The sequence below is a fragment of the Streptomyces goshikiensis genome (assembly GCF_014650555.1).
Classification (GTDB): Bacteria; Actinomycetota; Actinomycetes; order Streptomycetales; family Streptomycetaceae; genus Streptomyces; species Streptomyces goshikiensis.
The window spans coordinates 575,729-590,221 of record NZ_BMVE01000002.1 but is presented as its reverse complement, the minus strand read 5'-3'; the positions used below and the strand labels follow the sequence as shown (position 1 = coordinate 590,221).

Below are 14,493 nucleotides of genomic sequence, written 5' to 3'. Positions count from 1 at the left end.
CGTCTCGACCGGCGCGGGCCCAGCCGAGGCGGGCCCGACCGGCGCGGGCTCGGCCGAAGCGGGCCCGACCGGCGCGGGCTCGGCCGAAGCGGGCCCAGCCCGGAGCGACACGTCCGGAGCGGGCTGGACGCCAGCGGGCTCGGCCGGTTCGCGGGGGGTCGGCTCGGGGCCCTCGGGGTCGGGTGTCCCTGCCCTGGAGCTGCGGGGGGGTGCGGGCTGGGTACGACGGGGGGCTCGTACTGCGCGGGGTGGATCTGAGCGTGCGGCGCGGGGAGGTCCTGGCCGTGCTCGGGCCGAACGGGGCCGGGAAGAGCACCGCGTGCCGGGTCGCCGCCGGGCTGTTGCCCGTCACCGGGGGCGAGGTCCTCGTACGGGGACGGGCGGTGACCGGGGACGGCGCGGTACGGCGGGCGCGGAGCGGGGTGGTGCTCGCGCCCGAGGGACGGGGCGTCTTCCCCTCCCTCACCGTCGAGGAGAACCTGGCGCTCTGCCTGCCGGACGCGCGGGCGCGGGACGCCGTCTACGAGCGGTTCCCGCACCTGCGGGAGCGCCGCGGGGTGGCCGCGGGGGCGCTGTCGGGCGGGGAGCAGCAGATGCTGGCCCTGGCGCCGCTGCTCCAGCGGCCGCCCGAGGTGCTGATCGCGGACGAGCCCTCGCTCGGTCTGGCCCCGCGCGTGGTGGCGGAGGTGTACGCGCTGCTCACCGAGCTCCGCGACGCCGGGACCGCGCTGCTGCTGGTGGAGGAGAAGGCGGCCGGGATCCTCGGGGTCGCCGACACCGTCGCGTACCTCTCGCGGGGCCGGGTGTCCTGGTGCGGCCCGCGGGCCGAGGTGGAGGAGGACCGGCTGACCGAGGCCTACCTGGGGAGGGCGACATGAGCGAGCCGTACGTACTGGAGGCGAGCGGGGTCGGCGTCCGCTTCGGCGGGGTCAGGGCGCTGACCGGGGTGGGGCTCGGGCTCCGGGCCGGGGAGGTGTGCGGGCTGATCGGGCCGAACGGGGCGGGGAAGACCACCCTGTTCGACGTGCTGTCCGGGATCCGCCGCCCGGACCGGGGGCGGATCCTGCTGGACGGGACCGACATCACCCGCCGCTCCCCGGTGTGGCGGGCCCGGCACGGGATGCGCCGGACGTTCCAGCGGCAGCAGCTGTTCGGGCAGCTCAGCGTGGCGGACAACGTGCTCGTCGCGCAGGAGTGGCGGGGCGGCGGGGGCGGTCTCGCGGCCGACCTGCTCGCCTCGCCGGCCCGGCGCCGGCGGGAACGGGAGCGCCGGGAGCGGGGGGCGCGGGTGCTGGACGACTGCGGGATCGGGCCGCTCGGGGCCTCGTACGCGGGCGGGCTGCCGGTGGGCCGGGCCCGGATGGTGGAGCTGGCGCGCGCGGTGGCCGATCCGCCGCGGGTGCTGCTGCTGGACGAGCCCGCGTCGGGCATGTCGGCGCCCGAGCGGGAGCAACTGGCCGGTGTGGTGCGGGAACTGGCCCGGGAGGGGTGCGCGGTGCTGCTGGTCGAGCACGACGTGGCCTTCGTGATGGGGCTCTGCGCGCGCGTGGTCGTACTGGACCTCGGCGCGGTCCTCGCCGAGGGGACGGCGGCGGAGGTCCGGGCGGACCCGCTGGTGCGGAAGGCGTATCTGGGCGCGGCGTGACCAACTCCCGGGCCCGGGGCCGGAGGGGGTCGAGCGCGTGATCGAATGGGGGGCCAAGGACGGCGGAGCTGGAAGAAGGCGGACGACCCGTGTCAGAGACCCCCGATCGCGCGGACCTGCCCGGTCCCACGGCCGAACACCTCCCGCCCGCAACCGACGTTCCGACCGGGCCGCCGCCCCGGGACCAACCCGGCGCCGGGCCCGGGATCGGCCCCCAGGGCGGGATCGGCCCCCAGGGCGGGCGCTCTCCCCTGGCCTGGCCCGCCGGGGACGGCGGCTGGGCGGCGGCGGGGGCGCAGCCCCGGTGGGGTTACGAGGTGCGGCCCAGCGGGCCGAGCGCCGCTCCCGAGGACTCGCTCTACCACCAGCAGGCGCGCAACGGCCGCCAGGGCGTGCTCGGGCGGCTCGGCGAACTGCTGCTGCTGGTCGGCTTCCTGGTCGCGGGCACGATCGCCGTCATCGCCGCCGGTGCGGCGGCCGGCTACGCCCTGGGGCTGGACTTCGCTCCCGCGGACAGCGAGCGGTTCCTGGACGATCCCCTCGCCGACACCGTCATGGCGCTCGCGGGGATCGCGATCGGCATACCCGCCGTGCTGCTGGCGGTCCGCCTCGGCGGCCACCGGTTCGCCGGGAGCGTGGCCTCGGTGACGGGGCGGCTGCGGTGGCGCTGGCTCGGCGTCTGCGCCGCCGTCGCGCTCCCCGTCCTCTCTCTCCAGACGGGTCTGCTGATGCTGTGGGGCTGGCTGGAGGAGGGCGACGCGGGCCTCGGCGCCGTCGAGTTCCCCGGCTGGGGGAGGCTGCTGCTCGGCCTGGTGGCGCTCTTGCTGGTGGTGCCCCTCCAGGCGGCGGCCGAGGAGTTCGTCTTCCGGGGCTGGCTGGCCCAGTACTTCGGAGGGTTCCTCCGCTCGCCCTGGCCCGGCATCGTGGTGGCCTCGCTGCTGTTCGCGCTGGCCCACGGGTTCGGCGCGTGGTCGGGGTTCGCCCTCCTGTTCTACTCGGCCATGTGGTGGGGCTGGCTGGTCGTCCGGACCGGCGGCCTGGAGGCCGTGATCGCGGCGCACACCGCGAACAACCTGGTCGCCTTCTGCCTCTCCCTCGTGCTGGGTCAGCTCGCGGACACCGACACGGCGGCGGACGCCCCCTGGCAGGCCCTCGTACTCGAACTGCTCATCTCCCCGGCGTACTGCCTGCTCATCGCGAGGCTGAGCACGAAGTACGGGGTGGAGCGGCGCGGACCGCGCCGCTCCGGGGCGTTGCTTCCCTCGGGCCCGGCGGCGCAGTAACGTCCCCGCTCGGCGCGGCGAACCGAGGCCGACCGCGGCCGACCGCGGCGGCCCGAGGCGAGAGAGCGAACAGACGTGAACCAGTCCCCCACCATCGAGCTCAACAACGGCACGCTCATGCCCCGGCTCGGCCTCGGCGTCTGGCAGGTCCCGGACGACGAGGCGGAGCGGGTCGTCGGGACCGCACTGGAGGCCGGCTACCGCAGCATCGACACCGCCGCCGCGTACGGCAACGAGGAGGGCACCGGGCGGGCCATCGCCCGCTCCGGCGTGCCGCGCGCGGAACTGTTCGTCACCACCAAGCTGTGGAACGTCAAGACGCGGTCCTGGGACCGGGACGGGGTGCTGCGCGCCTTCGACGCCTCCCTCGGACGGCTGGGGCTCGACCGCCTGGACCTGTACCTGATCCACTGGCCGCGTCCGATGCGCGACGACTTCCTCACCATCTGGCGGACCTTCGAGGAGATCGCGGCGAGCGGCCGGGCCCGGGCCGTCGGCGTGTCGAACTTCCGCCCGCAGGACCTGGAGCGGCTCGCCGAGGTGAGTGCGCTGGTGCCCGCCGTGAACCAGATCGAGCTGCACCCGCTGTTCCCGCAGGCGGAGCTGCGCGCGCTGCACGCGCGGCTGGGCATCGCCACCGAGGCCTGGTCCCCGCTGGGCCAGGGCAAGGAGCTGCTCTCCCTGCCGGCCGTCACGGCGGTCGCCGCCAAGCACGGCCGGACGGCCGCGCAGGTGGTGCTGCGCTGGCACCTGCACCACGGCACGGTCGTGATCCCGAAGTCGGTGACCCCGGCGCGGATCCGGGAGAATCTCGACGTGTTCGGCTTCGAGCTGGACGCGGCGGACCTGGCCGCGCTGGACGCGCTGGGCTCCGGGCCGAAGGGCCGGCGGCTCGGGCCGGACCCGGCCGAGTTCGACATCTGAGGAGTGGGTCGCGCGTGAATCCCCCGGACGGTCCCTACCGGGTCCGCAACGTCGCCAGCGGTCTGCTGCTCCAGGTGGAGGCCGGGAACCGGGTGGGCGTCGGGCCCGCGGGGCCGCCCGTGCCGGCGGCCGCCCAGCAGTGGCTGATCTCGCCGGTGCACAGCGGCGGCGGGCTGTTCCACCTGGTGAGCGCGCACAACGGCAAGCGGCTGGACGTCGCGAACGCGTCGACGGACAGCGGGACCCGGGTGCAGGTCTGGAAGGCGAACGCGTTCGGCGCGCAGGAGTGGATCGTCGAGGAGCACCTGGACGCGCCCGGCGTGGTCTCCCTGATCGCCGCGATCAGCGGGCTGCCGCTGGAGGCGGACGAGGAGGGCCGGGCCCGCCAGTGCGAGGACAGCGACGCGCCCTCGCAGTGGTGGCGCCTGGAACTCCTGTGAGTCCGCCGCTGCCCTCACCCCGGTGCGGGGATCAGGCCGCGCCGTGGCCGGGGGCGATGCTCTCGACGCGTTCGGCGAGTGCGAAGTCGGTCGCGGTGACGGCGTCGCCCGCGCTGTGGGTGTTCACGGCGAGCCGGACCGTGTCGTAGCCGAGGGTCAGGTCCGAGTGGTGGTTCAACTCCTGCTGGAGGGCGGCGATGTGGGCGACGAGCGCGCTCGCCGCGAAGTGGCCGTCCAGCCGGTAGGTGCGGGTGATGCGGTCGTTCTCGTAGGCCCAGCCGGGGAGTTCCCGCAACCGGTCCTCGATCTCCTTCTGCGAAAGCGGCTCGTCCGACATCCGCACGCTCCTTCCCGGTGCTCCTCGCCCGTCCCGCGACTGACGTGGTGTCAAGGTTCCCACAGCACGGGGCCCGGGGGAGCTTCCGCGCCATGGTGCGTGCGGGTGCATCCGCGTCCTTGCGGGGCCGGCCGGGTTAATGTCGGGGGCATGACCCCCACGACGACGTCGTCCGTCGGAGCCCTGCTCCGGACCTGGCGCGGGCGGCGCGGCATCAGCCAGCTGGAACTGGCCGGCCGCGCCGGGTCCTCGTCCCGGCACATCAGCTTCGTCGAAACCGGCCGGGCCCGGCCGAGCGAGGAGCTGCTGCTGCGCCTCGCCGACCAGCTCGACGTGCCGGTCCGGGAGCGCAACGCGCTGCTGCTCGCGGCCGGGTACGCACCGCGGTACGCGCAGACCCCGCTGGACGACCCGTCGATGCGGGCGCTGCGGGAAGGGCTGGAGCGGCTGCTGACGGGGTACGAGCCGTACCCGGCGCTGGTCGTGGACGCCACGTACACGGTCGTCGCGGCCAACCGGGGCATCGCGATGCTGCTGGAGGGGATCCCGGAGCACCTGCTGACCCCGCCGCTGAACGCCATGCGGATCACCCTGCACCCCGAGGGCCTGGCCCGGCGGATCCACAACCTCGACGAGTGGCGCGGGCACCTGCTGGCCCAGATGGGACGGCAGATCGCGCTGGCCCGCTCGGCGCCGCTGCGCGCGCTGTACGAGGAGGTGGCGGCCTACCCCGTGCCGGATCCCGCCCCGGACCGGCCGCGCCCCGCCGAGCCGGACGGGGCGGCCCCGTACATCGCGCTCCCGCTGGTCATCGAGCACGACGGGCGGCTGATCTCCTTCATCTCCTCCATCGCCACCTTCAACACGCCGATGGACGTCACCGTCGCCGAGCTGGCCGTCGAGACGCTGCTCCCGGCGGACCCGGCGACGGCCAAGTACCTGCGCTCACTGGACTACTGAGCCCGCTCCCGCACGCAGGGAGAGCCACTGGGAGAGGGCGAAGGCTGCCACGACGAGGGCCTGCGCCGGGATCCAGACGGCCCCGGCGGCGGTGGGCTCGAACCAGAGGAAGAGCGCGGCCACGCTCGCGGCCGCCCAGGCGCAGTTGACGTCGATCACAGCCGCCACGGCGAGGGGCCGGGGCCGCCGGCGCGCGGCCAGCAGCCCGACCGCGGCGCCGTAGAGCACCAGCAGGACGCCGAGCGCCGCCAGCAGGTCCTGCCCGACGCCGAGCAGACGGCCGAGGGGGGCGGCGAAAGCCGCGTACGCGAGGCCGTTGGCGGTGGTGACGAGGGAATCGAGGGCGAGGAAGCGGCGCAGCATGGCCCGCGGTTCGGGGGTGCGCGCGATGCGGGCGGCGCCGGAGAGCAGGGGTGCGGACATGGCGGATCGGCCTCCGTCGAGGGTCGGGTGCACACGGTGGGAACCGGGCCCCGGGGCCGAGTGCGCGGCTCCGGAACCCGATGCCCCCACTGTGCCGCCGGTGCGCGAGCGGGTCGATTACGTCGGAGGTCATCGCGGGCGCCGAGGGCTGTCGGCGAGTGCCGGTGGGGCTCCGGTGGGGGCGGGTGGGGGCAACGTTTGTTGAGTTTCAGCGTAGGAAAGGTGGGGATTTCGCTGCTTCGGCAGGGGGCCGGCGGCTAGGCTGCACGTCAGCCCAGCCACTCGAACGCCCTGTCGAGGTACGGAGAACCGCCCGTTGCGCGACGCCGTCCGAACCGATCTCGCCGCGTGCTGGGGCCGCGTCGCCGAGGCCGCGCGCGGGCGGGGACTGGACCCCGCCGCAGTGCTGTCCGCGGAGCGGCTGAGCCACCTGTCCGGGGTCGAACCGGCCCGCGTCGCCGCCGTGGTGGCGGGCACGGCCCCCGAAGTCCCGCTGGAGCAGCGGGTGCACCGCCGGTTCCTGCTGCTGCGGGCGACCCGGCGCGACAAACACGACCGGGAGTGGCCGCTCGCCGCCATAGCCGAGGACTTCGGCGCGCCCGGCGCCTCCCTCGGCCCCCTCAACGCGGGCACCGGGCTGCCCCGGCTGGGGCACGCGGCGGGCGTACAGCGGTTCTTCGGGGTCCACGCCGGGTTCCTGCTGGCCGACGCCAAGAGCGCCGTCGAGCGGGCCCTGGCGTACGGCACGGACGACCTGGAGCAGCTCTCGTACCGCACCGGCATGACCCCGGAGGCGGTCCGGCTCACCCTCGACGGAAGGCCGCCGCGGCCCCCGCTGAGGGAGCAGGTCCGCTCGCGGCTGGAGCACCTGCGCCGCACCCGCCCCAGGCAGGACGGCCGGCCGCACTCCCTCGCCGAGATCGCCGCGTCCTTCGACGCGTCCGGGCAGTCACTGACCCGCCTCGCCCAGGGAGAGGGCCTGCCCAACCTGGCGGCGGCCGCCGGGATCCAGCGCTTCTACGGGGTCGAGGGCGGCTTCCTGCTCGCCGATGACGCCGAGGCGCTCGGGACCGCCCTCGCCGGCATCGAGCGGGAGCTGGGGCCCGCCGGGCAGGGCGGGGAGAACCCGATGCTCGCCCTGATGCGGGCGCACGACGTACGCGGCATCGTGACGCGGGCCGGGCGGCTCTCCCCGGGGGGATGGAAGTCCCTGGCCGACCACCTGGAGGACCTGCTCGCCCGCGAGGGGCAGCTCACGCGGCTCCCGCCGCCCGCCACGGACGCCGCGCCCGCGGCAGAAACCGTAGAAGCCGTACCCGCCGTAGAAGCCGTACCCGCCGCAGAAGCCGACACCGCCGATGCCCCGCACGGCCCTGACAGAGAGCACCCACGATGACCCAGCCCTCCCCGCCCCGTCACGCCGTCGTGATCGGCGCCAGCCTGTCCGGCCTGCTCGCGGCCGCGGTCCTCGCCGAGCACATGACGGTCACGGTCATCGACGCCGACGCCCTCCCGCAGGGCCCGGCGGCGCGGCGCGGGCTCCCCCAGGCCCGGCACGTCCACCTGCTCTGGTCGGGCGGTGCGCGCGCCATCGAGGAGATCCTGCCGGGCATCACCGGGGACTGGCAGGCGGCGGGCGCCCTGCGCCGGAGCCTGCCGACCGACCTGGTCACCCTGACCGCGCAGGGCTGGCTGCCGCGCTACGAGGAGATGCAGTTCACCGTCTCCTGCAGCCGGGACCTGCTGGACTCGGTGGTCCGGGCCCGGGTGACGGGCCTCGCCGGCGTCAGCACGCTCCAGCGCAGCCGGGTGCGGTCCCTGGAGGGCACGGCCGCCCGGGTCACCGGGGTACGGGTCGACACCCCCGACGAGGAGGGCCGGCTGATCGGCGCGGACCTCGTCGTCGACGCGAGCGGGCGCGGCTCCCGGGCCCGGACCTGGCTCCAGGAGCTCGGCGTGGGCGGGATCAGGCGGGCGGAGGTCGACTCCGGGCTCGTGTACGCGACCCGGATCTTCGAGGCGCCCGCCGGGGCCCACGCGGCGGGGTTCCCCATCGTCAACGTGCAGTCCGACGCGCGGGTTCCGGTGCCGGGGCAGACGGCGACGATCGTGCCGATCGAGAACGGGCAGTGGCAGGCCACCCTGTCGGGCACCCGGGGCGGGCAGCCCACGGCGGACCCGGAGGCGTTCGTCCCGTTCGCCAAGGGGGTCCGCTCACCGATCGTGGGCGAGCTCCTGGAGGGCCGCAAGCCGCTCACGGACGTGGCCGTCACCCAGGGCACCGCCAACCGCCGGCTGTACTTCGAGAAGGCGGACCTGCCGGACGGGTTCTTCGCGGTCGGGGATTCCGTGGCCACCTTCAACCCGCTGTACGGGCAGGGCATGACGGTCGCGGCGCAGGGCCTGCTGGCCGTACGGGACCTGCTGCGGGCGAAGGGGCTCTCGCACCCGGGCATTGGCCGCGAGGCGCAGCGCGCGGTGGCTCCGCAGGTGGCGACGGCCTGGGAACTGGCGACCTCGCAGGACATCCTGTACCCGGGGGCGACGGGGGTGCGGCCCAAGCCGGGGGCGGGGGTGATGGGCGCGTACGTCACCCGGCTGATGACGGGGGCGACGACGCAGCGGGCGCTGACGACGGCGCTGCTGCGGGTGATGACCATGAACAGCGCGCCCACGCACTGGTTCAGCCCGGCGGTGGTCTGGCACGTCCTGCGGGCGACCGACCGGGGCGCCCTGCGGGCCCCGACGCTCACGGCCGCCGAACGCGCCGCGGCGGGCCTCGCCGCGTCCCCGCGGCCCAGCTGACGCGCTCGCCGGGTCCGGGGACGGTCTCCCGGACCCGGCGGCCGCGTCGGTGAGCCCGGAGGGGCTCGGAGGTGCTCAGGGGGTTCAGAGGGCGGCGAGGTCCAGGCCGGCCTGGGCGGCGGCGGCCTGCACCGTCTGCTCCAGGAGCACCGCGATCGTCATCGGGCCGACACCGCCCGGGACCGGGGTGATCAGCGAGGCGCGGGCGGCGGCCGACTCGAAGTGGACGTCGCCCACGTTGCCCTCGTTGTACCCGGCGTCCAGGACCACCGCGCCCGGCTTGATGTCCTCGCCCCGGATGAACTCGGCCTTGCCGACGGCGGCGACCAGAACGTCCGCCTGGCGGACGATGGAGGGCAGGTCCACGGTGCGGGAGTGGCAGTAGGTGACGGTGGCGTTGCGCTCCAGCAGCAGCATCCCGGCCGGCTTGCCGAGGATCGCGCTGCGCCCGACGACGACGGCGTGCTTGCCGGTCAGGTCCACGTCGTAGGCCTCCAGCAGGCGCATGATGCCGCCGGGGGTGCAGGACACGAAGCCGGGGAGCCCGAAGCCCATCGCGGCGAACGAGTGCATGGTGACCCCGTCGACGTCCTTGCCGGGGGCGATCGCCTCGAAGGCCGCGCGCTCGTCGATGTGGTGCGGGACGGGGTGCTGGAGCAGGATGCCGCTGATCTCCGGGTCCTCGGAGAGGGCGGTGAGCGCGGCGACGAGCTCCTCGGTCGTGGTCTCGGCGGGCAGCTCCACGTGGCGCGAGGTGATCCCGGCCTTGGCGCAGCGGTTCTGCTTCATGCGCACGTACGTGACGGACGCCGGGTCCTCGCCGACCAGCACGGTCGCCAGGCACGGGGCGGTACCGGTGCGCTCGGTGATCTTCGCCGCGTGCAGGGCCGTCCGCTCCGAGATGCGGCGGGCGAGGGCGGTGCCGTCCATCAGCTGGGCGGAGGCAGTCTGGGCAGTCGTCACGGGGTCTCCTGAACGTCGCTGCGGATCGCGGTTCGCGGTTCGCCCAGGCGCGCGGCAGTCGGCGTACCAGAGGTGCACAGGTACGCCGGGCCGCTCCCCGGTGGTGATCCACCCGAACGCCAGTCACGGCCCGCCTCCACCATATCCGGTGGATGACCGGGCCCCGACCTGGGACGATCGAGACATGACGCGCACTTTCGACCATCTCGTCGCCGAAGCCGAGTCCGTGTCCGTCGACGGCTGGGACTTCTCCTGGCTCGACGGCCGCGCCACCGAGCAGCGTCCCTCCTGGGGCTACCAGCAGCTGATGGCGGCGCGTCTCGCGCGGGTCCACAGCGCCCTCGACATCCAGACCGGCGGCGGCGAGGTGCTCGCGGGTGCGGGGCCCCTGCCCCGGCTGACGGTCGCCACCGAGTCCTGGCCGCCGAACATCGCGAAGGCGACCCGGCTGCTGCACCCGCTGGGCGCGGTGGTCGTCGCGGACGCCGACGAGCCGCCGCTGCCGTTCGGCGACGAGTCCTTCGACCTGGTGACCAGCCGGCACCCGGTGACCATCTGGTGGGACGAGATCGCCCGGGTGCTCGGGCCCGGCGGGACCTACCTCTCGCAGCAGGTCGGTCCGGCGAGCGTCTTCGAGCTCGTGGAGTACTTCCTGGGTCCGCAGCCCGAGGAGGTCCGCCGCACCCGGCACCCCGACGACGCGGCCGCGGACGCCGCCGGGGCGGGTCTCGACGTGGTCGATCTGCGCTCCGAGCGGCTGCGGACGGAGTTCCACGACATCGGAGCCGTGATCTACTTCCTGAGGAAGGTGATCTGGATGGTGCCCGGCTTCACGGTCGGGCAGTACCGGGACCGGTTGCGCGAGCTGCACGAACAGATCGAACGCGAAGGTCCGTTCGTCGCGCACACCGCCCGCTTCCTCATCGAGGCCCGTAAAAAGGGCTGACCGCGGGGCGGACGGATCCGCGCCGGATCGGTTGCGTCGCCACAGCGTGGCGCAGGTCACTCAATTCAGCGCGTAACGAATCTACTCGGGCATGCGATGAACCGACAGGTGTCCTCGCGCGGCCCCGGAATACAGACCCCCCTCGGGTCTGTTTCCCGAGTTCGCGCGATGATGTCCCGCCCACCCCATATCTGTTCGCAACGAGAGGCTCCTTGTGTCGCTCAGCCCGTCCCGTACGTTCCCTCCGGAGATCGCCGAATCGGAGGCCCTCGTCGCGCTCGTCGAGCGCGGCCGCGAGCAGGGTCACATCAACGGTGACGACGTGCGCCAGGCCTTCGAGGCCGGCCGCATCCCGGTGGACCAGTGGAAGCGGGTCCTGCGCAGCCTGAACCAGGTCCTGGACGAGGAGGGCGTCGCCCTCCACGTCAGCGCCGCCCCCGCCACGAAGGCTGCCGCCAAGAAGCCCCGCAAGGCTGCCGCCGCGCCCGCCCGCACCGTGACCAAGAAGGCCGCCGCCGCGCCGCGCCCGATCGGCGCCCGCAAGACCGCCGCCGCGGCCGCACCGGTCGCCGCCGCCGCGGCGATATCGGCCGACACCGCCGGCGCCGATGTGTCCGAGGACACGGACGCCGCTCCGAAGAAGCGCGTGGTCAAGAAGGCCGCCGCGAAGAAGACCGCCGTGAAGAAGACCGCGGCTGCCAAGAAGACCGGCAAGGACGCCGACGAGGGCGAGACGCCCGCCGTCGAGGGCGAGGACTGGGCGGCCGAGGACCTGGCCGACGAGGCCGAGGAAGAGGCCCCGAAGGTCGGCGGCACGCAGGGCTTCGTCCTGTCCGACGACGACGAGGACGACGCTCCGGCGCAGACGGTCATGGTGGCCGGCGCCACCGCCGACCCCGTCAAGGACTACCTGAAGCTGATCGGCAAGGTGCCGCTCCTCAACGCCGAGCAGGAGGTCGAGCTCGCCAAGCGCATCGAGGCGGGCCTGTTCTCCGAGTACAAGCTCGAAGAGGAGGAGGACCACAAGGCCACGTTCAAGCGTGAGCTGGAGATCCTCGTCGAGGACGGCCGCCGCGCCAAGAACCACCTGCTGGAGGCCAACCTCCGCCTCGTGGTCTCCCTGGCCAAGCGCTACACCGGCCGCGGCATGCTCTTCCTGGACCTGATCCAGGAGGGCAACGTCGGTCTGATCCGCGCCGTGGAGAAGTTCGACTACACCAAGGGCTTCAAGTTCTCCACGTACGCGACCTGGTGGATCCGGCAGGCGATCACGCGTGCCATGGCCGACCAGTCCCGCACGATCCGCATCCCCGTCCACATGGTCGAGATCATCAACAAGCTGGCCCGTGTCCAGCGCCAGATGCTCCAGGACCTCGGCCGGGAGCCCACTCCGGAGGAGCTGGGCAAGGAACTCGACATGACCCCCGAGAAGGTCATCGAGGTCCAGAAGTACGGCCGCGAGCCGATCTCCCTGCACACCCCGCTGGGTGAGGAGGGCGACAGCGAGTTCGGTGACCTGATCGAGGACTCCGAGGCGGTCGTCCCGGCCGACGCGGTGTCGTTCACGTTCCTCCAGGAGCAGCTCCAGTCGATCCTGGGCACGCTCTCCGAGCGCGAGGCGGGCGTGGTCTCCATGCGGTACGGCCTCAACGACGGCCAGCCGAAGACCCTGGACGAGATCGGCCGCGTGTACGGGGTCACCCGCGAGCGCATCCGCCAGATCGAGTCCAAGACGATGTCGAAGCTGCGCCACCCGTCGCGTTCGCAGGTGCTGCGCGACTACCTCGACTAAACCGGTCGCGACACCACACCGGCCCCCGGGGCGCGGTCGGCAGGGCGGACGCCCTGCCGGTCCACCCGGGGGCCGGTGTTTTTTCAGTGCTCCAGCAGGTGCCTGAGCTTCTCCTCGTTCCTCGGGAGCTCCTTGCGGGCGTAGGGCCTGAGCACCAGCGGGACCAGGGCCCTGCCGATGCCGTGGGCCTCGAAGTCGAGGTTCAGGGTGACGCGCGAGCGTCTGCCCTCGTCGAGGGGTTCGACGGTGCCCCGGACATCGCCGCGGACCGGGCCGTCGAGCCCGTGCAGCCGCCAGCTCCGGGGCGGGTCGAACTCGGTGACCTGCATGGTCATCGGGAACCGGCGCCGGCCGATCCGGCGGGTGACGGCCAGCTTCGAGCCGAGGTGGAGGGGGGCGCCGTCCAGCGGGCGGGCGCGGACCGCGCTGTGCTGCCATTCCGGCAGGTGGGCGGGGTCCGTCAGATAGCCGTAGACCTCCGCGGGGCTGCGGGCGATGTCGACGCTCGCTCTGATCGCGTCCATGGCGACCCCTTCGCTGCCCGATGCACGGCGCGGCCCTCTCCTCCTACGCTACTCCGCAGGTCAGGCGGTGGCGCGGGTCTTGCGGGCGGACATCGCGGCGTAGCAGAGGACGCCGGCGAAGAGGAACAGCACGCCCTGGTAGACGGCCGCGTAGCCGGAGCCGGCGACCAGCCACATGGAGAAGCCGAAGGCGAGGACGGCGAGGACGCCGTCGCGGGCCAGGCGGCCGGCGTGGACGCGCTCGCGCTGCCCGGAGAGCAGGAAGTAGATCTGCGCGGCGGTGGCGAGCAGGTAGGGGACGGTCGCGGTGAAGGTGGTGATCAGGACCAGGCTCTCGAAGACCCCCTCGGCGCCCAGCGTGTAGTTGTACACGGTGAGGGCGGAGGCCAGCGCCACGGTGACGACGACGCCGACGACGGGGACGCCGCGCTTCTTCGTCTCGAAGACCTTCGGGAAGAGCCCGTCCTTGGCGGCGGCGTACGGGGTCTGCGCGCTGAGCAGCGTCCAGCCGTTGAGGGCGCCGAGCATCGAGATCACGGCGGCGCAGGCGACCACGGTGCCGCCCCAGGTGCCGCCGAACATGGCGTTGACGGCGTCGGTGAAGGGGGCGGTGGAGGAGACCAGCTTCTCGTGGGCGACCAGGCCGAAGACGGAGAGGGTGCCGAGCAGGTAGACGACGGCCGCGCCGGCGGTGCCGAGGATCGTCGCCCGGCCGACGTTGCGGGCCGGGTCGCGGACCTCGCCCGCGCTGACGGTGGCGGACTCGACTCCGAGGTAGCTGAAGAGCAGGATCGCCGCGGCGGCGGAGACGGCTCCGGCCGCGCTCTGGTCGGTGGCCCGGAAGGGGCCGAGGTTGGCGGGGTCGAAGAAGAACAGGCCGCCCACGGCCACCAGGAGCAGCGGGGCGAACTTCAGTACGGTGGCGATGACTTGGACCGCGCCGACGTAGCGGGTGCCCGCCAGGTTGGCGAGGGCGGGGAGCCACTGGACGGCGAGCGCGGCCAGGCACATGGACCACTTGTGCGCGCCCGCGGCGGGGAAGAGCACGGTGAGGTAGCCGACGGCCGCGACGGCGAGGGCCGCGTTCGAGACCCAGGCGGTGATCCAGTAACTCCAGGCGGCGAGGAAGCCGGCGAAGTCCCCGAACGCGGCGCGGGCGTAGACGTACGGTCCGCCGGTCTGCGGGTGGCGTTCGGCGAGCCGGCCGAAGACCAGGGCGAGGGCGATCGCACCGGCGGTGAGCACCCCGAAGGCGACGAGGCTGATCGTGCCGAACGGCGCGACCGAGGCGGGCAGCAGGAAGATCCCGCCGCCGATGACGTTGCCCATGACCAGGCAGGTCGCGATGGGGAGGCCGAAGCGGCGGGCGTGCGGGCTCTGTGCCGCCTCTGCCGGTTCCGTGGTCGGGGCGGGGTCTCGCAGGGTGGTGCTCACGGGGGTCGCGCCTTCGG

At 74.0% G+C, this 14,493-nt stretch carries 15 protein-coding genes and 1 riboswitch; of the genes, 10 read left to right on the top strand and 5 right to left on the bottom strand.

Going from position 1 to position 14,493, the window contains the following annotated elements; translation table 11 throughout:
- Positions 1-182 precede the first annotated feature (182 nt).
- From IE248_RS07900 to IE248_RS07880, 5 genes are all read left to right on the top strand, one after another.
- Entirely contained in the window at positions 183-878 is a 696-nt protein-coding gene (locus tag IE248_RS07900; RefSeq protein ID WP_308438138.1) for an ABC transporter ATP-binding protein, read from the top strand.
- Positions 875-1,645 carry an ABC transporter ATP-binding protein gene (locus IE248_RS07895; RefSeq protein WP_100580341.1) on the top strand — a complete coding sequence of 257 codons (771 nt, stop codon included), beginning with the start codon at positions 875-877 and terminating at the stop codon, positions 1,643-1,645. Before IE248_RS07900 ends, IE248_RS07895 begins: the two co-directional genes overlap by 4 nt.
- Positions 1,646-1,734: 89 nt before the next feature.
- Positions 1,735-2,928: a CPBP family intramembrane glutamic endopeptidase gene (locus IE248_RS07890; RefSeq protein WP_229895171.1), complete on the top strand. Its 1,194-nt coding sequence runs from the start codon at positions 1,735-1,737 to the stop codon at positions 2,926-2,928.
- A gap of 75 nt (positions 2,929-3,003) precedes the next feature.
- A complete protein-coding gene (locus IE248_RS07885) occupies positions 3,004-3,852 on the top strand; it encodes an aldo/keto reductase (RefSeq protein ID WP_008737804.1) in 849 nt (282 codons plus the stop codon).
- Between the two features lie 14 nt (positions 3,853-3,866).
- Entirely contained in the window at positions 3,867-4,292 is a 426-nt protein-coding gene (locus IE248_RS07880; protein WP_190030262.1) for an RICIN domain-containing protein, read from the top strand.
- 31 nt (positions 4,293-4,323) lie between these two features.
- Here IE248_RS07880 and IE248_RS07875 read toward each other — a convergent pair whose 3' ends face one another.
- Entirely contained in the window at positions 4,324-4,629 is a 306-nt protein-coding gene (locus IE248_RS07875) for a 4a-hydroxytetrahydrobiopterin dehydratase (protein WP_008737808.1), read from the bottom strand.
- A gap of 150 nt (positions 4,630-4,779) precedes the next feature.
- Between IE248_RS07875 and IE248_RS07870 the strand changes: the two genes are divergently transcribed.
- Positions 4,780-5,589 carry a helix-turn-helix domain-containing protein gene (locus IE248_RS07870; protein WP_008737810.1) on the top strand — a complete coding sequence of 270 codons (810 nt, stop codon included), beginning with the start codon at positions 4,780-4,782 and terminating at the stop codon, positions 5,587-5,589.
- Here IE248_RS07870 and IE248_RS07865 read toward each other — a convergent pair.
- Positions 5,575-6,012 carry a hypothetical protein gene (locus IE248_RS07865; protein WP_073796869.1) on the bottom strand — a complete coding sequence of 146 codons (438 nt, stop codon included), beginning with the start codon at positions 6,010-6,012 and terminating at the stop codon, positions 5,575-5,577. The two genes, IE248_RS07870 and IE248_RS07865, sit on opposite strands and share 15 nt — an antisense overlap.
- 316 nt (positions 6,013-6,328) lie before the next feature.
- On the opposite strand from IE248_RS07865, the gene IE248_RS07860 reads away from it, so the two are divergent.
- Positions 6,329-7,408, top strand: a complete 1,080-nt coding sequence (locus IE248_RS07860) for a hypothetical protein (RefSeq protein WP_190030261.1) — start codon at positions 6,329-6,331, stop codon at positions 7,406-7,408.
- A complete protein-coding gene (locus tag IE248_RS07855; protein WP_008737813.1) occupies positions 7,405-8,817 on the top strand; it encodes an NAD(P)/FAD-dependent oxidoreductase in 1,413 nt (470 codons plus the stop codon). The genes IE248_RS07860 and IE248_RS07855 overlap by 4 nt, the downstream gene beginning before the upstream one ends.
- Positions 8,818-8,901: 84 nt before the next feature.
- Here the strand turns inward: IE248_RS07855 and IE248_RS07850 are convergent, their stop codons facing one another.
- Entirely contained in the window at positions 8,902-9,747 is an 846-nt protein-coding gene (locus tag IE248_RS07850) for a bifunctional 5,10-methylenetetrahydrofolate dehydrogenase/5,10-methenyltetrahydrofolate cyclohydrolase (protein ID WP_073797032.1), read from the bottom strand.
- A gap of 67 nt (positions 9,748-9,814) precedes the next feature.
- Positions 9,815-9,917, bottom strand: a riboswitch (ZMP/ZTP riboswitch).
- Between the two features lie 47 nt (positions 9,918-9,964).
- Between IE248_RS07850 and IE248_RS07845 the strand changes: the two genes are divergently transcribed.
- Positions 9,965-10,726, top strand: a complete 762-nt coding sequence (locus IE248_RS07845; RefSeq protein WP_073772496.1) for a class I SAM-dependent methyltransferase — start codon at positions 9,965-9,967, stop codon at positions 10,724-10,726.
- A 214-nt stretch (positions 10,727-10,940) separates the two neighbouring features.
- Complete coding sequence (locus IE248_RS07840; protein WP_073772495.1) at positions 10,941-12,518, top strand: RNA polymerase sigma factor; 1,578 nt, start codon at positions 10,941-10,943, stop codon at positions 12,516-12,518.
- Between the two features lie 83 nt (positions 12,519-12,601).
- Here the strand turns inward: IE248_RS07840 and IE248_RS07835 are convergent, their stop codons facing one another.
- Positions 12,602-13,042: an SRPBCC family protein gene (locus IE248_RS07835; protein WP_008737818.1), complete on the bottom strand. Its 441-nt coding sequence runs from the start codon at positions 13,040-13,042 to the stop codon at positions 12,602-12,604.
- 60 nt (positions 13,043-13,102) lie between these two features.
- Positions 13,103-14,476 (bottom strand): amino acid permease, encoded by a 1,374-nt coding sequence (locus IE248_RS07830; protein ID WP_100580346.1) that lies wholly within the window; start codon positions 14,474-14,476, stop codon positions 13,103-13,105.
- Positions 14,477-14,493: the final 17 nt, after the last annotated feature.